The 21,522-nt window shown below is 65.4% G+C and carries 18 protein-coding genes; 2 read left to right on the top strand and 16 right to left on the bottom strand.

The window, feature by feature from the left end:
- Positions 1-192 precede the first annotated feature (192 nt).
- The 3 genes from phaC to LJ655_RS07540 all read right to left on the bottom strand — a co-directional run bounded on the left by phaC (position 193) and on the right by LJ655_RS07540 (position 4,717).
- Positions 193-2,007 carry a class I poly(R)-hydroxyalkanoic acid synthase gene (gene phaC / locus LJ655_RS07550; RefSeq protein ID WP_230560620.1) on the bottom strand — a complete coding sequence of 605 codons (1,815 nt, stop codon included), beginning with the start codon at positions 2,005-2,007 and terminating at the stop codon, positions 193-195.
- A gap of 599 nt (positions 2,008-2,606) precedes the next feature.
- Entirely contained in the window at positions 2,607-3,470 is an 864-nt protein-coding gene (gene pgeF / locus LJ655_RS07545) for a peptidoglycan editing factor PgeF (protein ID WP_230560619.1), read from the bottom strand.
- Positions 3,467-4,717 (bottom strand): RluA family pseudouridine synthase, encoded by a 1,251-nt coding sequence (locus LJ655_RS07540; RefSeq protein ID WP_230560618.1) that lies wholly within the window; start codon positions 4,715-4,717, stop codon positions 3,467-3,469. Before LJ655_RS07540 ends, pgeF begins: the two co-directional genes overlap by 4 nt.
- Positions 4,718-4,794: 77 nt before the next feature.
- On the opposite strand from LJ655_RS07540, the gene LJ655_RS07535 reads away from it, so the two are divergent.
- Positions 4,795-5,616 carry an outer membrane protein assembly factor BamD gene (locus LJ655_RS07535; RefSeq protein ID WP_425605782.1) on the top strand — a complete coding sequence of 274 codons (822 nt, stop codon included), beginning with the start codon at positions 4,795-4,797 and terminating at the stop codon, positions 5,614-5,616.
- 93 nt (positions 5,617-5,709) lie between these two features.
- On the opposite strand, the gene rlmD is transcribed toward LJ655_RS07535, so the two are convergent.
- The 6 genes from rlmD to surE all read right to left on the bottom strand — a co-directional run bounded on the left by rlmD (position 5,710) and on the right by surE (position 12,101).
- Positions 5,710-7,140, bottom strand: a complete 1,431-nt coding sequence (gene rlmD, locus LJ655_RS07530; RefSeq protein WP_230560616.1) for a 23S rRNA (uracil(1939)-C(5))-methyltransferase RlmD — start codon at positions 7,138-7,140, stop codon at positions 5,710-5,712.
- A 157-nt stretch (positions 7,141-7,297) separates the two neighbouring features.
- The gene (locus tag LJ655_RS07525; RefSeq protein ID WP_230560615.1) at positions 7,298-8,071 is read right to left on the bottom strand and encodes a 3'-5' exonuclease; all 774 of its coding nucleotides are present in this window, start codon (positions 8,069-8,071) and stop codon (positions 7,298-7,300) included.
- A 4-nt stretch (positions 8,072-8,075) separates the two neighbouring features.
- A complete protein-coding gene (gene rpoS, locus LJ655_RS07520) occupies positions 8,076-9,167 on the bottom strand; it encodes an RNA polymerase sigma factor RpoS (RefSeq protein ID WP_230560614.1) in 1,092 nt (363 codons plus the stop codon).
- 11 nt (positions 9,168-9,178) lie between these two features.
- Complete coding sequence (locus tag LJ655_RS07515) at positions 9,179-10,129, bottom strand: peptidoglycan DD-metalloendopeptidase family protein (RefSeq protein ID WP_230560613.1); 951 nt, start codon at positions 10,127-10,129, stop codon at positions 9,179-9,181.
- A 5-nt stretch (positions 10,130-10,134) separates the two neighbouring features.
- Positions 10,135-11,346, bottom strand: coding sequence for a protein-L-isoaspartate(D-aspartate) O-methyltransferase (locus tag LJ655_RS07510; protein ID WP_230560612.1), 1,212 nt, complete (start codon positions 11,344-11,346; stop codon positions 10,135-10,137).
- Entirely contained in the window at positions 11,343-12,101 is a 759-nt protein-coding gene (gene surE / locus LJ655_RS07505; protein WP_230560611.1) for a 5'/3'-nucleotidase SurE, read from the bottom strand. Before surE ends, LJ655_RS07510 begins: the two co-directional genes overlap by 4 nt.
- A gap of 346 nt (positions 12,102-12,447) precedes the next feature.
- On the opposite strand from surE, the gene LJ655_RS07500 reads away from it, so the two are divergent.
- Positions 12,448-13,422, top strand: coding sequence for an NADPH:quinone oxidoreductase family protein (locus tag LJ655_RS07500; protein WP_230560610.1), 975 nt, complete (start codon positions 12,448-12,450; stop codon positions 13,420-13,422).
- Between the two features lie 66 nt (positions 13,423-13,488).
- Here LJ655_RS07500 and LJ655_RS07495 read toward each other — a convergent pair whose 3' ends face one another.
- The 7 genes from LJ655_RS07495 to LJ655_RS07465 all read right to left on the bottom strand — a co-directional run bounded on the left by LJ655_RS07495 (position 13,489) and on the right by LJ655_RS07465 (position 21,391).
- Positions 13,489-14,313: an ABC transporter permease gene (locus LJ655_RS07495; RefSeq protein ID WP_230560609.1), complete on the bottom strand. Its 825-nt coding sequence runs from the start codon at positions 14,311-14,313 to the stop codon at positions 13,489-13,491.
- Positions 14,314-14,385: 72 nt separating this feature from the next.
- Positions 14,386-15,198, bottom strand: a complete 813-nt coding sequence (locus LJ655_RS07490; protein WP_230560608.1) for an ABC transporter ATP-binding protein — start codon at positions 15,196-15,198, stop codon at positions 14,386-14,388.
- A gap of 133 nt (positions 15,199-15,331) precedes the next feature.
- The gene (locus tag LJ655_RS07485) at positions 15,332-16,369 is read right to left on the bottom strand and encodes an ABC transporter substrate-binding protein (protein ID WP_230560607.1); all 1,038 of its coding nucleotides are present in this window, start codon (positions 16,367-16,369) and stop codon (positions 15,332-15,334) included.
- 71 nt (positions 16,370-16,440) lie between these two features.
- Positions 16,441-17,682 (bottom strand): CaiB/BaiF CoA transferase family protein, encoded by a 1,242-nt coding sequence (locus tag LJ655_RS07480; protein ID WP_230560606.1) that lies wholly within the window; start codon positions 17,680-17,682, stop codon positions 16,441-16,443.
- A 98-nt stretch (positions 17,683-17,780) separates the two neighbouring features.
- Positions 17,781-18,377: a recombination mediator RecR gene (recR, locus tag LJ655_RS07475; protein WP_018418135.1), complete on the bottom strand. Its 597-nt coding sequence runs from the start codon at positions 18,375-18,377 to the stop codon at positions 17,781-17,783.
- A 118-nt stretch (positions 18,378-18,495) separates the two neighbouring features.
- Positions 18,496-18,822: a YbaB/EbfC family nucleoid-associated protein gene (locus tag LJ655_RS07470; RefSeq protein WP_008923976.1), complete on the bottom strand. Its 327-nt coding sequence runs from the start codon at positions 18,820-18,822 to the stop codon at positions 18,496-18,498.
- 73 nt (positions 18,823-18,895) lie between these two features.
- Positions 18,896-21,391, bottom strand: coding sequence for a DNA polymerase III subunit gamma/tau (locus LJ655_RS07465; protein ID WP_230560605.1), 2,496 nt, complete (start codon positions 21,389-21,391; stop codon positions 18,896-18,898).
- Positions 21,392-21,522 lie beyond the last annotated feature (131 nt).

The raw sequence follows: 21,522 nt of genomic DNA, 5'->3' as shown, positions 1-21,522 counted from the left end.
TCCTCCGGGCACCTCGGCCAATCGGGCCGCAGCCCGTTACGTTAAAAATCGCGTTGCAACTTGCGTTGCCCACACGTCTTCATCAATTAGACGCTCATTCAACCGTCATGCATCCATGCACCGGCCGACCGCGAGCGATAGTCAACGCCAAAACGACCTTCGAACGCGCGGGTCGAGCCCGTATGTGAAACCTTACTCCCTTTGCCGCACATAGCGGCCAGGCGCCGGCTCGATGACCGCGAATTCGTCGGAGCCGGGCGTGGCGCGCGGCTTCACTTTCTTGCCGCCGTACTGATCGAGCCACTCGGTCCATTCGGGCCACCAGCTGCCGGGTACTTCGGTCGCAGCGTCGAACCATTCGTCGGCGGATTCGGGCAGCGTCTTCGCATCGGTCTCGAGCTTCCAGAAGCTGCGCTTTTTCTTCGCGGGCGGATTGATCACACCGGCGATATGGCCCGACGCGCCAAGCACGAACTTCAGCGGCCCGGTAAGCAGCGGTACCGACGCATAGGCGGTTTGCCACGGCACGATATGGTCTTCGCGTGAACCGTAGATGAAGGTCGGCACGTCGATCTTCGACAGATCGATCGGCTCGCCGCAGGTGGTGAGCGCACCCGGCTCGCGCAGCTTGTTCTCGAGGTACGTATTGCGCAGATACCAGACGTACATCGGCCCCGGCACGCTGGTCGAGTCGCTGTTCCAGTACAGCAGGTCGAACGGCACCGGCGTGCGGCCCTTCAGGTAATTGTCGACGACGTAGTTCCACACGAGGTCGTTCGGGCGCAGGAAAGAGAAGGTGTTCGCGAATTCGATGCCACGCATCAGTCCGGGCGGCGCACCGTTCTTGCCGCCGATGGTCTGCTCGCGCATCTGCACGTGCGCCTCGTCGACGAACACGTCAAGCACGCCCGTGTCGGAGAAGTCGAGCATCGCGGTGAGCAGCGTCATCGAGGCGGCAGGATGTTCGCCGCGCGCCGCCGCCACGGCCAGCGCGGTGGCGAGCAACGTGCCGCCGATGCAAAAGCCGAGCGTGTTGATCTGCTCGCGGCCGCTGATCCTGCTTACGGTGTCCATCGCAGTGAGCACGCCCTCGCTGACGTAGTCGTCCCACGTCTTGTGCGCGATCGACTGATCCGCATTGCGCCACGAAATCAGGAATACCTGGTGGCCCGAATCGAGCGCGTGCGCGACGAGCGAGTTCTCGGGCTGCAGGTCAAGAATGTAGAACTTGTTAATGCACGGCGGCACGATCAGCAGCGGCCGTTCGCGCACCGTCGGCGTGCGCGGCTTGTACTGGATCAGTTGCAGCAGATCGTTCTCGAACACGACCGAGCCCTCGGTGTTCGCGAGGTTCTCGCCGACCGTGAAACGCGATTCGTCGGTTTGGGAAATCTTGCCGCGCTGCAGATCGCCGAGCAGGTTCATCACGCCCTGGCGCAGGCTCTCGCCTTTGCTGTCGAGCAGCGTTTTCTGCGCTTCGGGATTCAGTGCGAAGAAGTTGCTCGGCGAGGCCGCCGCGGTCCACTGCTGAACCGCGAAGCGGATGCGCTCGCGCGTTTTCGGCTCGGTGTCGAGCGCATCGACCATCTGCTGCAAATAGCGCGCGTTCAGCAGATACCATGCGGCGGTGAATGCATAGACCGGCGCTTCGCTCCAGGCGTCCGCGCTAAAGCGCCGGTCCTTGAGTGCGGGCGCCTTGATCGCCGACGTGGTGGCCTGCTGGATCAGGTCCATCGCCTCGCGCGAATAGTCGGTCTGCAGCCTCTGCAAACGCGCCGGCGGAATCGCGGCGGTGGGAATGCTCAGTCCCGGCAACGACGGCAGCGCGCCAGCGGCCAGCTTGCTGAAGTCGGGCATGCCGGGAAACGCTGGCATTTGCGGGAAGGCTGCCGCCAACTGTGCGAAGTCCGGCATCTGCGGCAATGGGGGAACCTGGAACGGTGTGCCGTTCGGCGGCACGCCAAACGACCGCCATGCGCTCATCCAGGCGTCGAGAAATTGCTGCATGCCTGCGGTTGACGATGCACCGCTCGTACCGGCCTGCCGCGTGTGCTCCTTCGAGGAGTCCGTGCTAGGGGAAGCTGAGGAATGAGATGCTGCCATGCCTGCTTTTGACCGGTAAGTCCTTACGGACGGGTTGAGAGGCAGGTTCGTGCGCACGTAGCGATTGCTCGCGACCTCGTCACGCCCTGTCCCATGTACGACGAGGAGCTCGGGAGGAACATTCTTGCTCCCCATCACAAGGCATGTCAATGCTTGTTCCCGATTTTGCCGCAGTGCGATAGTTTTTTAATTATCGTTTTCCCTGTATGGGAAATCGCACTTCTGCGAGCCAAATGAATCGCACTACGAGCAAATCAGAAAACTCCCACCCCGCCCGGCATTTAAGCCAGTTTGTTCGTGCGCGCCCCCACATTGCCGGCGGGCGATTTCCGCTATTCGGCGGGCCTTCCGGCAGTGCAACAAAAAAAACGTGCGTGAGGGCGGGAGGACACGTTTTCAACGGCGCATTCGCGGTGGCATTCAATAATCACCGACCCGCGCGAAATAACCCACCGTTCGATCCCAAAGGTATGACCAGATGCGTGCGGGGCCCTGAAAAAAAATTAATCGGCAATGGTTTGCGCCTGATTGTCGATCCAGATCAACGCGGCCATTCGGCCCGTTTCGCGGTCGCGGCGATAAGAATAAAAACGCTCGCGCAGCGTGACCGTGCACAGATCGCCGCCGCTGATGCGCGTGAGGCCGAGCCGTTGCAGGCGCAGACGCGCGAGCGCCGGCAGATCGGCCAGATATTTGCCCGCATTCTCCGGATGCGCGACAAATGCGTTCGAGGTGGCCTCGCGTTGTGCGCCGTCGACGACGGTCATGAACGCGTCACGCACGTCTGCACCGACTTCGAATGCGCTGGGCCCGATCGACGGTCCGAGGTACGCGTGCAATTCGCTCGCCTGCACGCCGGCCAGCGCAGCGACACGCGCGGCGGTCTGCTCGACGATGCCCGCCGCGAGTCCGCGCCAGCCGGCATGCGCCGCGCCGACCGCGCGCCCCGCTTCGTCGCACAACAGCACCGGCATGCAATCGGCGACCATCACGACGCACGCGATGCCCGCGTGACTGGTGACGCTGGCGTCGGCGCGCACCGGCGCGCCGTGCTCGCGCGCGTACGCGAGCGCGTCCTCGGCGCGTACGATGCCGGCGCCGTGGATCTGTTCCAGCCATGCGGCTTCGCGAACACCGGCGAGCGCGAGGAGCCGTGCGCGATTGCTCGCGACAGCGGCGGGGTCGTCGCCGGTTTTCATGCCCAGATTGAGACCGCCGGGCTGGTCAGCGCCGTCGCGCCAGCGCCCGAACGGCGCCTCGCTGACGCCCCCGTCGCGCGTCGTCACGAGCGCGCGCACGCGCGGCGATACGTTCCATGGGGGCTGAACGACATCGGCAAAACCCAGCTCCGGCAAGTTCGTGTTCATGCGTGATCGTCCTCGTCGTCGTGATCGCTGCCTTCATCGTACGCGGCGGCATCGAACGAGACATCGTAGTCCTCATCCTCGTCATACGCGTCGTCGAACTCGCCAGCATCGTCGCGGCCCAGACCGAGCGCCGCCGACAATGCCTCGATGTCGGCCGGCACGTCGGCGCGCCACTGCATCGAGCGGCCGGTCTTCGGATGGATCAGCCCGAGCCGCCACGCATGCAGCGCCTGGCGCGCGAAGCCGTCCGGCAGCGGCGTGACCGAGCGCTTGCCGCGCGCGCGTCCATACACGGGGTCTCCGAGCAGCGGATGGCCGATATGCGCGCAATGCACGCGAATCTGATGGGTGCGCCCCGTCTCCAGATCGCAATGGATCGCCGTGACCGGCTGACGTTGCCAGATCGCGGAGGTCACGCGCCTGAAATGCGTGCGCGCCGGCTTGCCCGCCGCGCCCGTCACCACGGCCATGCGCGTGCGCTCGCGCGGATCGCGGCCGATCGGCGCGTCGATCGTGCCTTCCTCGGGCATGTTGCCCCACACGAGCGCGAGATAGCGGCGCTTCACCGTGCGCGCCTGCAACTGGCGCACGAGGTCGGTCTGCGCCGCGAGCGTGCGAGCGACCACCATCAGCCCCGACGTCTCCTTGTCGAGCCGATGCACGATGCCCGCGCGCGGCAGACCGGCCGCCGCCTCCCCATAGCGATGCAGCAGGCCGTTGAGCACCGTGCCGCTCCAGTTGCCCGCGGCCGGATGCACGACCATGCCGGCCGGCTTGTTGATGACGACGAGCGTGTCGTCCTCGTAGACGATGTCGAGCGGTACCGGTTCGGGCGTGAAGGCGAGCTGCTCGGGCAACAGATCGGGCTCGAGTTCGATGGTGGCTCCGAGCGGCACCGGCTGGCGGATCTTTGCCGGCTTGCCGTCGACGCGCACCCGCTCGGCCTCGATCCAGCTTTGCAGACGGCTGCGCGAGAATTCCGGGAATACCTTCGCGACCACCTTGTCGAGGCGCTCGCCGGCCAATTCGTCGGGCACGACGACGCGGCGCGGCGGCTCGTCGGCCGTGCGACCGGGCACGCCTGACGCCGTGGCGGCCCCTTGCGGACTGCTTGCGGCGAGCGCCTCGCCGGCGAAATCGTCGTCGAGGGAATCGACGCCCAACGCGTCGGCGGGGTCGGCGCTTACGTTATAATCTTTGTTGCTATTCCCGGCGCCTGCGGTGCCTGGAGTATTTGAGCGGGTCATTGAATCTGGGTCACCTGGACGTAAAGCTAGACTGGAAAATGCGAGCCTTGAACACCATCACTGAAGCGGCGATCAATATGGCGGCCATCAAGAAGGCGGCCCGGAAAGTGGCCGGATACGTTGCGTGCGCCGCGGCCGTCGTCGCTGTTGCGGCTTGCCACGGCCTGCCGGAGAAGACCGACGAAACGGCCACGTGGGCCAACAACAAATTATATACGGAGGCGAACGACGCCCTGAGCGGTGGTGACTGGGGCAAGTGCGCCAAGTATTTCGAGCTGCTCGAGGGCCGCGACCCGTTCGGCCACTTCGCCCAGCAGGCCCAGATCAACGTCGCGTACTGCAACTGGAAGGACAACGAAAACGCCGCCGCCGACCAGGCCATCGACCGCTTCATCCAGCTGCACCCGGATCACCCGGACATCGCGTACGCGTACTACCTGAAGGGCATGATCCACTTCAACGACGACCTCGGTCTGTTCGGCCGCTTCTCGGGCCAGGACATGAGCGAGCGCGATCCGAAGTCGCTGCGCGAGTCGTATGACGCATTCAAGGTCGTGGTGGACCGCTTCCCGAACAGCAAGTACGCGCCGGACGCCGCGCAGCGCATGCGCTACATCGTGAACGCGCTGGCGTCGCACGAAGTCCACGCGGCGGACTACTACTATCGCCGCGGCGCCTATGTCGCCGCGATCAACCGCGCGCAGCTCGCATTGCGCGAATACAAGAACGCGCCGGCCATCGAAGACGCGCTGCACATCATGATCCTGTCGTACGAGAAGCTGAACAACCAGCAACTCGCCGACGACACCCGGCGTGTGCTGGCCGGCACTTTCCCCGACAGCCCATATATCACCGGCCGCGCACGGCCAGGCGCGCAGAAGTCGTGGTGGCAGTTCTGACGCCCCGCTTGCCGACGGCACACTGAGCGTCGTCTGAAAAGAAAAACGCCACGGCCGGGGCCGTGGCGTTTTCTTTTGTGCGCGCCGCGCGGCTCAGTCGCGCTCGAACAGCGCAATCGATTCCACGTGCGACGTATGCGGAAACATGTTGACGACGCCCGCGCCCACCAGCCGATAGCCGGCCTCGTGAACGAGCAGGCCGGCATCGCGCGCGAGCGTGGCCGGCGCGCACGACACGTAGACGATGCGCTTCGGCAGCGGCCCGTTGCCGCTCTGTGCGATCTCGGCGAGCGCTTTCGCGACTGCGAGCGCGCCTTCGCGCGGCGGGTCGACGAGGAACTTGTCGAAGTGACCGAGCGCGCGCAGGTCGTCGGCGGTGACTTCGAACAGGTTGCGGCTCGCGAACGATGTATGCCCCGCGACGCCGTTCAGCTCCGCGTTCGCAAGCGCGCGCTGGGTCAGCACTTCGCTGCCCTCGATGCCGACCACTTCCCGCGAGATCCGCGCGAGCGGCAGCGTGAAATTGCCGATCCCGCAGAACAGGTCGAGCACACGATCCGTGCGCTCGGGCGCGAGCAGGCGCAACGCACGGCTCACCAACACCCGGTTGATCGCGTGATTGACCTGCGTGAAATCAGTCGGCTTGAACGGCATGCGGATGCCGTATTCGGGCAGCGTGTAGTCGAGCTGCACGTCGAGCGGATAAAGCGGCGTGACCGTGTCGGGACCGCCCGGCTGAATCCAGAACTGCACCTTGTGCTCGTCTGCGAACTCCCGCAGCACCTGCTCGTCCTCGGCCGTCAGCGGTTCGAGGTTGCGCACGACGAGCGCCGTGACCGACGAGCCGACCGCAAGCTCGAGCTGCGGCATGCGGTCGTAGATCGACAGCTTGCGGACCATGAAGCGCAGCGGCATCAGCATCGCCGACACATGCGGCGGCAGCACCTCGCAGGTCTTCATGTCGGCGATGTAGCTGCTCTTCTTCTCGTGAAAGCCGATGCGCATGCCGCCGCGCTCCGGCAGGTAGCGCACCGCGAGCCGCGCGCGATAGCGATATCCCCAGGACGGCCCGTGAATCGGCCGAAACACCGTTTCGGGGCGCAGCCTGGCCAAATGCTGCAGGTTGTCCTCGAGCACGCGCTGCTTGACCGCCACCTGGGCGCGCATGTCGAGATGCTGCATCGAGCAGCCGCCGCAGATGTTGAAGTACGTACATTTCGGCGCCGTGCGAATGGCGCTTTCGCGGAACACCTGAACGACTTCGGCCTGCTCGAATTTCGGCTTGCTGCGATGCGTCGAGTAGCTGACGCGCTCGCCCGGCAATGCGCCTTCGACGAATACGACCTTGCCTGGCGTGCCATCTTCGCTCTCGGTGCGGCCCACGCCGCGCGCTTCCATGTCGAGCGAAACGATTTCGATGACCGGCTCGTTGCCGGTAATGACGGCCGCCGGCGCCGGGGCGTGCGCCTTCGCATGTTTCGGTGAGCGCCGCGGCGAGCGACGTTGGGGGGCAGTTCGGGACACCTGCGGACTTCCTGACAAGCTGTGGGAGAAAGGCGAGATTGTAGACGAAGCGTCTGGCTTGCCTGCCATGCGGTGCAGACCGCGCCCCAGGCGCCGACGGCTCATGGCCCGGCTGGCGGCGCAACGACCGCGTGCAGGCTCTGGTGGTGCGAGCTTACTACTCGAACGCGGCCAGATACTCGGCCCACTGCGGCGCGGTTTCCAATGCCAGCGCGTTCTTCACGAGATTGACTTCATCAGCATACTCCGACGGCGAAAAGCCGCCGCGCATCAGCTGGAAGCGGCAATACAGCAGGTAGGTATTGACGACGTCGGTCTCGCAGTAGTTGCGGATTTCCTCGATGCGCCCTTGCTGGAACGCCTGCCACACCTGGCTGCCGTCCATGCCCATCTTGCCAGGAAAGCCGCACATTTTCGCGAGTGCGTCGAGCGGCGCGTTGGCGCGCGCCTGATACATCGCGAGCACGTCCATCAGGTCGGTGTGACGCGCGTGGTAACGGCTGATGTAGTTGTTCCACTTGAAGTCGCGGTCGTCGTCGCCGAGATCCCAGAACCGGTAGGCGGGAATGCCGTTGACGAGCGCGCGATAATTGAGCACCGGCAGATCGAAACCACCGCCGTTCCACGATACGAGCTGCGGCGTGTACTTTTCGATCACGCGATAGAACGACTGCACGAGCGTCGCCTCGCCGTCCTCTGGCGTGCCGAGCGAGCGCACGCGAAATCCGTTGTTGTCGCGAAATACGCAGGAAATCGCCGCAACCCGTTGCAGGTGATGCGGCAGAAAATCGCTGCCGGTTTTTTCGCGGCGCGCGGCGAACGCGTGCTCGGCCACTTCGGCGTCACTCATCGACGCGGGCAGATCTTCAAGACGGCGGATGCCGGCGACATCGGGAATCGTCTCGATGTCGAAAACAAGAATCGGTGTCATCAGTTCAGAGAACGGCGTCTTTGCGGACACCGTTTGAGGCGAAGAAGCGCTTCAGCCGCACCAGCGCTTCCTGTTGGATCTGGCGCACACGCTCGCGCGTGAGGCCCATTTCGTCGGCCAGCTCCTCGAGCGTGGCGGGCTCTATATGATTCAGACCGAAGCGCCGCTCGATCACGTGGCGGTGCTTGTCCGACAAACGCGCGAGCCACGCACGCGTCAGCGTTTCGAGCTCGCGATGCTGCACCTCGGCGTCGGGCGACTGGCTCTGGTCGTCGGACAGCAGATCGAGCAGGCTGCTCGCCGGATCGAGGTCGAGCGGTGCATCGAGCGACGCGGTGTGCTCGTTCAGCGCGAGGATGTCGGTGACCTCGTCTGTGGTCTTGCCGGTCAGATAGGCGATGTCGTCGATGCTCGCGTCGCGGCGCTCGGCCGCCTCGCCGGCATTCATCGAGTTCTTTTCCAGATGACGCTTCGCGCGCAACACCTGGTTGAGCTCACGAATCACATGCACGGGCAATCGCACGGTGCGTGCCTGGTTCATGATCGCGCGCTCGATGCTCTGGCGAATCCACCACGTCGCGTAGGTCGAAAAACGGAAGCCGCGCGTCGGATCGAATTTCTCGATTGCGTGCATGAGGCCGAGGTTGCCCTCCTCGATCAGATCGAGCAGCGGCACGCCGCGATTCAGATAACCCTTGGCAATGCTGACGACCAGCCGCAGATTGCGTTCGATCATCACCTGCCGCGCTTCGAACTCACCGGCCTTGGCAAGGCGCGAATATTTCTGCTCTTCCTCGACGGTGAGCAGCGGCTTCACGCTTATGCGGTTCAGATAATGCTGGATTGTGTCGGCCGTGAGTTCGGCCTGCAGCAGGGCGCGGAAATCGTCGGCGTCGGGCACCGCGTCGGCGGCCCCTTCGCGCGCGTCGGCGCCCTCGCTGTCGTCGAGGCCGCTCGGGCGTTCGTCGAGGTCGCGCTCCTCGACGACCTCTTCTTCCACTTCCGAAGCACCGCTTTCGTCCACTGCTGCGGCGGACGTGATTTCGCTGATCTTCTCAGACTCGGCTTGCGGCGGGCGGCGCTTCGATTTCGGCATGGTCGTATCGCTTATTGCGGCGGCAAATACTTCAGTGGGTCAACTGGTTTACCCTGTCGGCGAACTTCGAAATGCAACATCACGCGGTCGGAATCGCTATTGCCCATCTCTGCGATCTTCTGCCCTTTCGTTACCGCGTCCCCCTCTTTTACCATCAAAGCGCGGTTGTGTGCATACGCGGTGAGATAAGTTGCATCATGCTTGATGATAATGAGATTACCGTATCCACGCAGCCCATTTCCGGCATAGACGACGCGACCATCCGCCGACGCTTTGACCGGCTCGCCCACGGAGCCGCCTATATTGACGCCCTTGTTGGTCGAGTCGTTGAACGTGTTGAGCAGCGGACCGCGCACCGGCCATGCGAACGCGACGTTGCCCGCCGCGGCGCTGCCCGTGTCGGCGCTCGCCGCAGAGGGATTGGCCGGAGAAGGAGCAAGCGCACCATTCGCGGGCGCGCCGTTGGTCGCCGAACCGTAGAGCGGCGGTATGGCGGCACCGACCGCGGCCGGCGCGTTGCCGTTCAGCGGTGCGCTTTGCACCGCGCCCGCGCTGCCGATCGGCGCGGTCGAGACGCCCGGCGTCATGGCCGCGGGATTCGCGCCCGGCGGCACGACGCGCAGCAACTGGTCGACTTCGATCTGATTCGGATTGGTCAGGTTGTTCCACGCCGAGATGTCGCGGTAATTCTGGCCATTTTCGAGCGCAATGCGGTACAGCGTGTCGCCCGGCTTCACGCGATAGTAGCCAGGCGGCGGCGGACCGAGCGGCACGGCCGGCTGCGCCGCGCCCTGCGCGGTGGCGAGCGTGCCCGCGCCGGAGCGGTCGACGACGGGCGCCTGGTCGAGCCGGGATGCACAGGCCGTCATCAACAGGGACAAGGCGAGCACGCACACGCTGCGCTGGGTTACGGTCAGAGGGGTATTCGGGGTGGTTCTGTGCATCGCGCGCAACATACTCATCGGTGTCAAATCACTCCGGATTTTAAGGGTACAAAGAAAACGCGATCAAGCCGCGACTCGCGCCACTGCGCGGGCCCGAGGCGCTCGACCAGCGTCAGCACCTGGCTCTGTCCTTCCTGCGAGCCGACCGGTGCAACCAGACGTCCGCCGATCGCAAGCTGCTCGAGCAACGCCTGGGGCACGTCGAGCCCGGCCGCCGCGATCACGATCGCGTCGAACGGCGCCGCCGACGGCAACCCGAGCCGCCCGTCGCCGTAGTGCAGCCGGATATTCGGAATACGCAGCGGACGCAGATTGGTCTTCGCGCGTTCGGACAGCGGCTTGATGCGTTCAATCGAATAAACCTCGCGCGCGACCTGGCTCAGCACCGCCGCCTGATAGCCGCAGCCGGTGCCGATTTCGAGCACGGTGTTCAGCGCGCGCCCGGCCGCCGCGAGCTCGATCATCCGCGCGACCACCGACGGCTTCGAGATGGTCTGGTGATGGCCGATCGGCAGCGCGGCATCTTCGTACGCCTGGGCCGCAAGACCCGGATCGACGAACATATGACGCGGTACCGCAGCCATCGCGTTGAGCACACGCTGATCGCTCACGCCATTGGTTCGCAGGCGTTCGACCATGCGTTCGCGAACCCGTTCCGAAGTCAGCGCCAATGCGTTGTTTGTCGCGCCGTTGCCTGCGCCGCCGAATGCGCCGCTCGTTGCACCGGCAAGCGCGGCGTTCGGCGCGGGTTTCACGGCTTGCTGCGCGGGCGGCGCAAGAGGCGATGGCGTCGCGCGTGCGCCATGGCGAGGCGCAGGCGTCGAGGCTTTGGCGGACTTGACCGACGACTTCGCTCCCGGCTTGACCGGCTGCCCCGCCAACGCACCGGCCGACGCGTTCGCCGCTGTCCTCGCGACTGGCGCGGCCTGCGGCTTCGGCGGCATCGCGGCGGTCGCCGCTATTGCCGTGGCCGACGCAGCACCTTGCGTCTTCGCCTGGGGAATCACCTGGGGTCGCGTCGCCGGCGCAGCTTGTGCGGCAGCGGGCGTCCTTGCCTGCGCCCGTGCAGCCGCGCCGCCCTGCGCCGGTTTCGCCGATTGCTGCCGCGCATTCAAGGCCGCGCTCGCCGCGAGCGCCGCTGCACGCATCTCGCCCGGGCGCCCGTCGGGCCGGCGCGGTTCGCGCACCAGGTCCTCGAGACCGAGCGGAAAACGCTTCGCGCGTTCGCCGGTCATGAAGCGCCGCTGCCTGCGCGCAGCCAGTCGCGCGCCGCGGGCAGCATTTGCGTGTAAGTCAGATCGAGCTGCAGCGGCGTGATCGACACGGCGCCGTTGGCAACCGCGTGGAAGTCCGTGCCTTCGCTCGCGTCGCGCGCCTGGCCCGAGGCGCCGATCCAGTAGATCGGTTCGCCGCGCGGATTGGTTTGGCGGATCACCGGCTGCGATGGATGCCGTTTGCCCAGTCTCGTGATCTGCCAGCCGCGCAGCTGCTCGTATGGGAGGTTAGGAATATTGACGTTCAGCAGCGGATGCCCCGGCAACGGCCGCTCGAGATAATGCGTGACGATTTCGGCGGCCACGCGCGCCGCGTCGTCGAGATGCGCCCAGTCCTTGTCGACGAGCGAAAACGCGATGGCCGGCACGCCGAACATGATGCCTTCGGTGGCGGCCGCGACGGTGCCGGAATACAGGGTGTCGTCGCCCATGTTCTGCCCGTTGTTGATGCCCGACACGACGAGGTCCGGCTTATGGTCGAGCATGCCGGTCAGCGCGATGTGCACCGAATCGGTCGGCGTGCCGTTCACGTAATAGAAGCCGTTCGCCGAACGCAGGACCGAGAGCGGCCGCCACAGCGTCAGGGAATTCGACGCGGCGCTGCAGTTCTGTTCGGGGGCCATCACTGTGACGTCGGCAATCGGCTTCAGCGCTTCATAAAGCGCAGCGAGGCCCGGCGCCAGATACCCGTCGTCGTTGCTGAGTAGGATTCGCATGCGCCGATTGTAACCGAGGACAGATTGCGCGCGAACGACGTGGCGGCGTGCCGGCGTGGCAAGCGCAACGGTCGTGCGAACCGGTGGTTTTCACGCGCGCTCATGCTTGCGTCGAACGCGAAAAATGCTGCTTTGCGCTGAACGTGATGCCGTGCACGATCGTCGATGGAACTGCATGGTGGGTGCCTCGCGCTGTGCAACGCAATACCTGCTGCGCGACCGGTCGCGTCCGCGCCGCACCAAAGATTGCAATGCATATCGCGGCCCGCGGCGCGATAAATCGCACGGTCGTGCGCTTTGCTTTACACTCGAAAAGGTTGTGAACCCCGAACGATATGGAGACACGATGCGCGCGATTCGCTGCAAGCAATACGGGCCACCGGAAAGCCTCGTCATCGAGGACCTGCCGGATCTCGAACCGCCGCCCGGCCACGTCGTGATCGACGTGAAGGCTGCTCCCGTCAATTTCCCCGACGTGCTGATCATCGAGAACAAATACCAGTTCAAGCCGCCGCTGCCGTTCACGCCGGGCTCGGAAGCCGCGGGCATCGTGCGCGCGGTGGGCGAAGGGGTCACGCAGTTCAGGCCCGGCTCGCGCGTTGCCGCGTTCACCGGCTCCGGCGGGTTCGCCGAGCAGGCGCTCGCGCCCGCCGCGGCCTGCGTGCCGCTCGACGACGACGTGCCGTTCGAACTCGCGGCCGCGTTCACGCTCGCGTACGGCACCTCGCATCACGCGGTGGTCGATCGCGGCGCGCTACAGCCTGGTGAGACGATGCTCGTACTCGGCGCGGCTGGCGGCGTCGGGCTGGCGGCGGTCGAAATCGGCAAGGTGCTCGGCGCGCGCGTGATCGCGGCGGCATCGAACGATGAAAAGCTCGCGACCTGCGTGAAGCACGGTGCGGACGCGACGATCAACTACAACAGCGAGGATCTGCGCGAGCGCATCAAGGCGCTCACCGACGGCCAAGGCCCGGACGTGATCTACGACCCGGTCGGCGGCGCATATGCCGAGCCCGCGTTTCGCAGCATCGGCTGGCGGGGGCGTTATCTCGTAGTCGGCTTTGCGAACGGTGAGATCCCGAAGCTGCCGCTGAACCTGATGCTGCTCAAGGGCGCGAGCGTGGTCGGCGTATTCTGGGGCGACTTCGCCAGGCGTGAGCCGCAGCGCAATCGCGCGGCTTTCGAGCAGATGACCGGCTGGATTCGCGAGGGCAAGCTCAAGCCGTACGTGTCCGCCCGCTATTCGCTCGACGACACCGGCCGCGCGTTGCGCGACATGGCCGAGCGTCGCGTCATCGGCAAGGTGGTGATCACGCCATAACGCAGCATGAAAAACGGCGCGGCGGCCGAATGCCGGTTCGTTCGCCGCGCCGCTTGCGATCAACGCTCACAGCTTCTCCGCATCCCCCGTGCGAGGCTGCCACTTCATCAAACGCCGTTCCGCCATCCCGACGATCGCATCGAGGATCAGTGCGAACGCGGTCAACACCAGAATCCCCGCGAATACGGTGTTGACATCGAAGGTGCCTTCGGCCTGCAGGATCAGATAGCCGACACCGCGCGCCGAGCCGAGATACTCGCCCACCACTGAACCGACGAACGCGAGCCCGACCGACGTATGCAGGCTCGAAAATACCCAGCTCATCGCGCTCGGCAGATAGACGAAGCGCAGCAGCTGCTTGCGGTTCGCGCCGAGCATGCGTGCGTTCGCGAGCACGACCGGACTCACTTCCTTCACGCCCTGATAGACGTTGAAGAACACGATGAAGAACACCAGCGTGATCCCCAGCGCGACCTTCGACCAGATGCCGAGTCCAAACCACACCCCGAAGATCGGCGCGAGAATCACGCGCGGCATCGAGTTCGCGGCCTTCACGTACGGATCGAACAGCGCGCTCGCAGTCGGCGCGAGCGCGAGCCAGAGGCCGACGCCGAGCCCGATCGCGGTCCCGACCACGAACGCGAGCACGGTCTCGACGAGCGTGATCCACAGATGCAGATAGATTTCACCGCCCGTGAACCACTCCCAGATCCGCTGCAGCACTTTCTGCGGCTCGCCGAAGAAGAACGCCGCCTTGTTCGGATCGTCGAAATAGAACGGCGGCAACAGCGTCGGACTCGTCAGCACGTACCACAGCACGAAGCACAGCACGAGCAGCAGCCACTGCCAGATCACCAGATTCGCCCGGCTAGGGCGCAACGTCTTCCACATGACTTGGTTTGCCTTGGACGATTGTTGAACGCGTCTTCTTGTTTAATGCGCATGCGGGGATGCGCGGCACACTTAAACAGCGGTCAGTTGCTGCTGATAACCCTTGAGCACTTCATCGCGCAGCACACCCCAGATCTGCGCATGCAATTCGACGAAACGCGGATGCGAGCGGATTTCGGCGACATCGCGCGGCCGCGGCAGATCGATCCGGAACTCGCCGATCGGATGCGTGGCGGGCCCGGCCGATAGCACCACCACCCGGTCCGACATGGCGATCGCTTCGTCGAGGTCGTGCGTGATGAAGAGCACCGCCTTGCGCTTTGCGGCCCATAGATCGAGTAGCTCGTTTTCCATCAACTGGCGCGTCTGAATATCCAGCGCGGAAAACGGCTCGTCCATCAGGATGATGTCGGGGTCGAGTATCAGCGTCTGCGCCATCGCGACGCGCTTGCGCATGCCGCCCGACAGTTGATGCGGATAGCGGTCGCCGAAGCCGCCAAGACCGACGCGCTTCAACCACTCTTCGGCCTTCGCGCGCGCATCGGCCGCCGGCACGCCCTGAAACGACAGGCCGGCCATCACGTTGTCGAGCGCCGAGCGCCACGGCATCAGCGCATCGGCCTGGAACATGTAGCCCGCGCGGCGATTCAGGCCACTGAGCTTTTCGCCGAATACGCTGACCGCGCCCTCCGACGGTTGCAACAGTCCGGCACCGATGTTCAGCAGCGTGGACTTGCCGCAGCCGGTCGGTCCGACCACCGACACGAACTCGCCCGGCTCGATCCGCAGCGTCGTGTCCTTGACTGCGGTATAGCGCTGCGCGCTGTTGTCGCGCGCAGCGAAAGTGCAGGTGATGTTTTCGAGCGCCAGGGCTGCAACGGTCATCGTTCGGCTCGCTTCGGGGATCGGGTTTGCAGGGAATCGGCGCGGCACCGCCAGCGACGCTGGCGGCAGCGGACGTGGACGCGACGAGTCGCTCTCTGCACGTCCGGTTCGATACTCGCGCGCGCCGCTTCGTTTACGCCTTGACGGTCGTCAGCGCCTTTTTCACGAAGTCGTTGGTCCACGTCTTCGACAGATCGATCTGCGCGTTCTGGATCATCGGATCGAACGCCTTGAGCGTCTTCAACGAAGTTGCGGGACCGTCGGCGGGCATCAGGCCATCGGGCGACATCGCTTCGCGCACGTGCTGCCACGCGTCGAGATAGAGCGCGCGGTCGCCGAGCAGATAGCTCTCCGGCACCGTGTTGATCAGTTCGCTGCCGCTCGCGTTCTGCAGCCACTTGAGCGCGCGCACCATCGCATTGGTCAGCGCCTGCGTGGTGTTCGGGTTCTTCGTGATGAAGGACTGCGATGCGTACAGGCAGCCCGCCGGCATGTCGCCGCCGAACACGGTGTGCGTATCGGCGAGCGTGCGCGTGTCCGAGACGACGCGCACGTCGCCCGCGCGTTCGAGGCGCGTGACGACCGGATCGAGGTTCGCGATCGCGTCGATCTGTCCGGACTGCAGCGCGGCGATTGCGCCGGCACCCGCGCCCACGCCGATGAACGCGACGTCTTTCGGACCGAGCCCCGCCTTCGCGAGCACGAAGCTCGCCATGATCGAGGTCGACGAACCCGGCGCGGTGACGCCGATCTTTTTGCCCTTCAGATCAGCGATCGACCTGAAGTTCGGCATCGTCTTCTTCGACACCGCGAGCACGATTTGCGGCGCGCGGCCCTGCAGCACGAATTCGCGGAACATCTGCTTTTGCGCCTGCAACAGCAGCGTGTGTTCGAACGCGCCGGAGACCACGTCCGCGCTCCCGCCGACTGCCGCTTTCAGCGCCTGCGAGCCGCCCGCGAAGTCCGAGATGTCGACTTCGAGTCCTTCGTCCTTGAAGTAGTTGCGGCGCTCGGCGATCGTCAGCGGCAGGTAGTAGAACAGGTTCTTGCCGCCGACCGCGATCGCGACCTTGGTGGTCTCGGGTTTGCCCTGCGCGAAAGCAAACGGTGTGGCCGCGAGTGACGCACCCGCGAGCGCCGCACCGGCGGCGAGGAAGTTTCTGCGTTGCATGGAATGCTGTCTCCAGATTTTTGTGGTCCGGCTCTGTTACGTGCCTTGCTCGACGTATTGCCCTGCGCGCGTCAGACGATCTGTTGAGCCCGCAACCTTGCGATGGCGTCAGCATCATAACCTAGCGATTGCAGGACTTCATCGGTATGTTCACCCAGTTCTGGACCCAGCCAGCGGGTCTCGCCGGGGGTCGCCGACAGCTTCGGCGTGACCGCGGGCAGCGTGATTTCCTTGCCGTCCTGCCACTTGAACCGCTGGATCATCTGCCGCGCGATGAACTGCGGATCGGTGAACATATCGGCGACGCTGTAGATGCGGCCCACCGGCACGTCGGCCGCGTTCAGCACCGCGAGCGCTTCGTCGATCGTGCGCGTGGACAGCCATGCGGCGATCGCGGCGTCGATTTCCTGCGTGCGCGGCACACGGCCGTCGTTATGCGCAAGCGCCGGATCGTTCGCGAGATCGTCGCGCCCGATCGCGATCATCAGACGCCTGAAGATCGGATCGCTATTGCCGCCGATCACGATGCTGCCGTCGCGGCACGGATACGTATTCGACGGCACGATACCCGGCAGCGACGCGCCGGTGCGCTCGCGCACCATGCCGTAGACCCCGTATTCGGGCACCACGCTTTCCATCATGTTGAAGACGGCCTCGTACAAAGCGACATCGACGACCTGCCCCTTGCCGCCGTTCACCTGCTTGTGATGCAGCGCCATCAGCGCGCCGATCACGCCGTGCAGCGCGGCGATCGAATCGCCGATCGAGATGCCGATGCGCGGCGGCGGCAGATCCGGATAACCGGTGATATGGCGCAGGCCGCCCATCGACTCGGCGATCGCGCCGAAGCCCGGACGGTCGCGATACGGACCGGTCTGGCCGTAGCCGGACAGACGCACCATCACGAGGCCGGGGTTCCCGGCGGACAGCACGTCGTAACCGAGGCCGAGCTTTTCGAGCAGACCGGGCCGGAAATTCTCGACGACGATATCGGCTTCTTTCGCGAGGCGCCGCACGATCTCCTTGCCCTCGTCGGCTTTGAGGTTGATCGTGACGGACTTCTTGTTGCGCGCCTGCACGGCCCACCACAGCGACGTACCGCCGACTTCCGGATACAGCTTGCGCCACTTGCGCAGCGGGTCGCCGCCTTTGGGGTCTTCGATCTTGATCACGTCGGCGCCGAATTCGCCGAGAAAGCGCGCGGCAAACGGCCCGGCGATCAGCGTGCCGAGCTCCAGCACCTTGACGCCAGCGAGCGGACCGCGTGCATCTTGCGGTGCGGCGCTCGCGCCTGGTTCGGGGGTCGCGCTCATGAGTCTCCTTTGTTTTGCATCGCGATGCGCGCGGTCCCTGCCACTCGCAGCGAAATGTGCCGGGAAGGCTATTACGGCGGGCAGTGAACGCCGCGCGACTACATCGACCGACGGTCGAGCATCGCGCGCGCGATCGTACCCGCATCGACATATTCGAGTTCGCCGCCCACCGGCACACCACGCGCGAGACGCGTCACGGCGAGCCCGCGCGCCTTCAGCGTCTGCCCAAGGTAATGCGCGGTGGCCTCGCCCTCGTTGGTGAAATTGGTGGCCAGCACGACCTCCTTGACGACGCCGTCCGAGGCGCGCTTGACGAGCCGGTCGAAATGGATCTCCTTCGGACCGATGCCGTCGAGCGGACTGAGCCGCCCCATCAGCACGAAATAGAGGCCGCGATAGGTCATCGTCTGTTCGAGCATGATCTGGTCGGCCGGCGTTTCGACGACGCACAGCAGTGACGGATCGCGCTCCTCATCGAGGCAGACCTCGCAGATCTGCGCTTCGGTAAACGTGTTGCACTTTTCGCAGTGACGCAGATGTTCGGTCGCGAACAGCAGCGAGCGGCCGAGCTTTTCGGCGCCTTCGCGATCGTGCTGCATCAGGTGATACGCCATGCGCTGCGCGGACTTCGGCCCGACACCGGGCAGCGCGCGCAGCGCTTCGACGAGCGCCGACAGGGCGGAAGGTTGTTTCATGCGGATCGGCGTCGACGTGGGTGGTACCCGGTGGGCAAGTTGGGGGAACGGCGGTGCTCGGACCGGGCGGCGCTTGCCCCCTTTAGCCTCCTTTAGCCCGCTATACGGCTGCGAAGCCTCAGAACGGCAGCTTGAAGCCCGGCGGCAACGGCAGTCCGGCGGTCATGCCGCCCATCTTTTCCTGTGCGGTTGCCTCGGCCTTGCGCACGGCGTCGTTGAACGCAGCGGCGACGAGGTCTTCGAGCATGTCCTTGTCGTCGGCGAGCAGGCTCGGATCGATCGACACGCGGCGCACGTCGTTCTTGCAGGTCATCGTCACCTTGACGAGACCGGCACCCGACTGCCCCTCGACTTCGATCTGAGCGAGTTGCTCCTGCATCTTCTTCATGTTTTCCTGCATCTGCTGGGCTTGCTTCATCAGCCCGGCGAGTTGGCCTTTCATCATGGACGTGCTCCTTCTTGATAGCGTGGAATCTGGCATTCCGGCGTCGCGCTGCGCCGACGCCGCGAACGATGGATCAGGGGGACGGCGCCGCACCGTTCGGTGCAGCGTCCGGGGTAATCGGGCGGATCGAGCCCGGCACGATGCTCGCGCCGAACTCACGAATCAACGACTGCACGAACGGATCGGCGCTGATTTCGCGCTCGGCTTCCTGCTGGCGCTGAGCGCGCAGTGCGGCGTCGCGCGCGGCGGCAGTGCGGCGCGCCGGGCCGACTTCGACCTCTACGTCGACGTTCCGGCCGAGCCGCTCGATGAGCGCTGCCTTCAGTTTAGCGACCTGCGAGGCTTCCGCGTATTGCGGCACCGGCACGTTCAGCTTCAGCAGGCCGCCTTCGAGCGCCATCAGTTCGCTGTTGAATGCCAGCTGGTACGAGATGCCCTTCAGCGGCAGATCGACGGCCAGCGCCGGCCAGTCGCCGTTGAAACCGAGCGGATCGAGCGGCACGGCGGGCGGCAGCGGGCGCGTATCGACGACCGGCGCGGGCGCGGCGGCCTGCGCGGCCGGGCCATCCATGCGGACGTCGTCGGGGCCGCTGTCGAACACTGGTACGAAGTTCTCGTCCGGCGCAATGAAGTACGCGTCTTCCGCGGCCGACAGCGGCATGTACTCGTCGGGCGGCATGTCGTCCCACGGTGGAATCGACGGGCCGTTCTGTTGCACATTGCCGCTCGCGCCGCTGTTTGCGTTGCGGGTCGGCGCAGCCTGCGCCGCGGTGTGCTGCGGCGCGCGGCGCGGCGCGGCGGGCGTCGGCGCCGGCACCACCACGCCTGGCGCGGCGGCGGGCTTCGGCGCGGGCGGTTTCGGCGCGGCGGGTTTCGCGGCCGCGACCGTGCTTGAGCGGCCGCGATCGGACGATACTTTCATGCCGGCGTTGCGTAGCACGTCGAGCGCGGCGCTTGCACCACCCGCGCGGCGCGGCGCGGCGTCCGCCACGGCGGGTTGCGGGACTTGCTCCATCCCCTGGAGCGCGGCAGGCGCAGGCTGGGTGGACACAGGTTCGGCGTCGGAACCTTCATTCGAGACCGGCTCGATCGAGCGGGCCATGGCGACGCCCTCGTTCGTGGGAGAGTCTTCCCACGGAGCCAGCGGCTGTGCGGCTGCGGCAGGCGACGCGTCTGTCGCGCGTGCGGTTTCGGCAACAAGTGTTTGCACCGCTGTTTGCACCGCTGCTCTGTCTTGACCAGCGGCAGCGGGCCTCGCGATCGGCATGGCAACCGGCGCGGACGGTGTCATCGCCTCGTTCTGGTCAGCGCCGGAAACGTCGGCCTGTCGTCCGCGAGCCGGTGCGGCGGTGGACATCGCAGTGGCGGAAGAAGGCGCCAGCGCGCGCAGCGCGGCGACTGTCGGTGTACCAGAGCGCTTCGCACCGGCCCCGGCCGCGCCTGTTTGCGTGCCAGCGGCTCCCGCCGCTCCACCGCCGCCCGTCGGCGCCGGCTCGAACGCGAGCATGCGCAGCAGCGTCATCGTGAAGCCCGCGTATTCGTCGGGCGCGAGACCAAGCTCGCTTCGGCCGATCGTCGCGATCTGATAGAACAGTTGCACCTGCTCGGCGCTCAGTGTCTCGGCAAAGCGGCGCAGATCGGCCGCCTCGGGCCATTCGTCGAGCACCGACGACGGCGCGAACTGCGCCCACGCGATCCGATGCAGCAGACTCGCCAGATCCTGCAGCGCCGTCGAGAACGACAGACTGCGCAATGCCATTTCGTCGGCGACCGCGAGCACCGCCGCGCCGTCGCCCTGCGCGAGCGCGTCGAGCAAGCGGATCAGATAACTCTGGTCGAGTGCGCCGAGCATGCCCCGCACCGCGTCTTCGCTGACCTCGTTCGCCGAATAGGCGATCGCCTGATCGGTCAGCGACAGCGCGTCGCGCATCGATCCGTCGGCTGCGCGCGCGAGCAGGCGCAGTGCCTGCGCCTCGTGCGGCACGTTCTCTTCGCCGAGAATGCGTTCGAGATGCGACACGATATGTCCGGCCGGCATCTGCTTCAGATTGAACTGCAGACAGCGCGACAGCACGGTGACCGGAATCTTCTGCGGGTCGGTGGTCGCGAGGATGAACTTGACGTGCGGCGGCGGCTCTTCGAGCGTCTTCAGCATCGCGTTGAACGCGTGGTTCGTGAGCATGTGCACTTCGTCGATCATGTAGACCTTGAAGCGCGCATCGACGGGCGCATACACCGCGCGCTCGAGGAGCGCGGCCATTTCGTCGACGCCGCGATTACTCGCCGCGTCCATCTCGACGTAATCGACAAAGCGCCCTTCATCGATCTCGCGACACGCACGGCACACGCCGCACGGCGTCGACGTCACGCCGGTCTCGCAATTGAGCGCCTTCGCGAAGATCCGCGACAGCGTGGTCTTGCCGACGCCGCGCGTACCTGTAAACAAATAGGCGTGATGCAGACGGCCGCCGTCGAGCGCATGGGTGAGCGCGCGCACCACGTGCTCCTGTCCGACGAGCGAAGCGAAATCCTTCGGCCGCCATTTGCGTGCGAGAACTTGATAGGTCATCCGGAAATTGTATCAGCAACAATGCCACGCAAAACCGATTCGGGACGACGCTCGAACGCGCGATGACGCGCCATTCGAACACCACGAACGATCGATACGGAAGCTGGAAATGATTGCGGAGAATCCGTGAG

Origin of the sequence: Paraburkholderia translucens (genome assembly GCF_020881035.1) — a bacterium.
Lineage (GTDB): Bacteria > Pseudomonadota > Gammaproteobacteria > Burkholderiales > Burkholderiaceae > Paraburkholderia > Paraburkholderia translucens.
This window is presented reverse-complemented; position numbering and strand designations above follow the sequence as displayed.

Coding starts and splice junctions, on each gene's coding strand:
- phaC (WP_230560620.1), bottom strand. CDS start 2,007: ATGCAGCAATTTCTCGACGCCTGGATGAGCGCATGGCGGTCGTTTGGC.
- pgeF (WP_230560619.1), bottom strand. CDS start 3,470: ATGAACACGAACTTGCCGGAGCTGGGTTTTGCCGATGTCGTTCAGCCC.
- LJ655_RS07540 (WP_230560618.1), bottom strand. CDS start 4,717: ATGACCCGCTCAAATACTCCAGGCACCGCAGGCGCCGGGAATAGCAAC.
- LJ655_RS07535 (WP_425605782.1), top strand. CDS start 4,795: ATGGCGGCCATCAAGAAGGCGGCCCGGAAAGTGGCCGGATACGTTGCG.
- LJ655_RS07525 (WP_230560615.1), bottom strand. CDS start 8,071: ATGACACCGATTCTTGTTTTCGACATCGAGACGATTCCCGATGTCGCC.
- rpoS (WP_230560614.1), bottom strand. CDS start 9,167: ATGCCGAAATCGAAGCGCCGCCCGCCGCAAGCCGAGTCTGAGAAGATC.
- LJ655_RS07515 (WP_230560613.1), bottom strand. CDS start 10,129: ATGAGTATGTTGCGCGCGATGCACAGAACCACCCCGAATACCCCTCTG.
- LJ655_RS07510 (WP_230560612.1), bottom strand. CDS start 11,346: ATGACCGGCGAACGCGCGAAGCGTTTTCCGCTCGGTCTCGAGGACCTG.
- surE (WP_230560611.1), bottom strand. CDS start 12,101: ATGCGAATCCTACTCAGCAACGACGACGGGTATCTGGCGCCGGGCCTC.
- LJ655_RS07500 (WP_230560610.1), top strand. CDS start 12,448: ATGCGCGCGATTCGCTGCAAGCAATACGGGCCACCGGAAAGCCTCGTC.
- LJ655_RS07495 (WP_230560609.1), bottom strand. CDS start 14,313: ATGTGGAAGACGTTGCGCCCTAGCCGGGCGAATCTGGTGATCTGGCAG.
- LJ655_RS07490 (WP_230560608.1), bottom strand. CDS start 15,198: ATGACCGTTGCAGCCCTGGCGCTCGAAAACATCACCTGCACTTTCGCT.
- LJ655_RS07485 (WP_230560607.1), bottom strand. CDS start 16,369: ATGCAACGCAGAAACTTCCTCGCCGCCGGTGCGGCGCTCGCGGGTGCG.
- LJ655_RS07480 (WP_230560606.1), bottom strand. CDS start 17,682: ATGAGCGCGACCCCCGAACCAGGCGCGAGCGCCGCACCGCAAGATGCA.
- recR (WP_018418135.1), bottom strand. CDS start 18,377: ATGAAACAACCTTCCGCCCTGTCGGCGCTCGTCGAAGCGCTGCGCGCG.
- LJ655_RS07470 (WP_008923976.1), bottom strand. CDS start 18,822: ATGATGAAAGGCCAACTCGCCGGGCTGATGAAGCAAGCCCAGCAGATG.
- LJ655_RS07465 (WP_230560605.1), bottom strand. CDS start 21,391: ATGACCTATCAAGTTCTCGCACGCAAATGGCGGCCGAAGGATTTCGCT.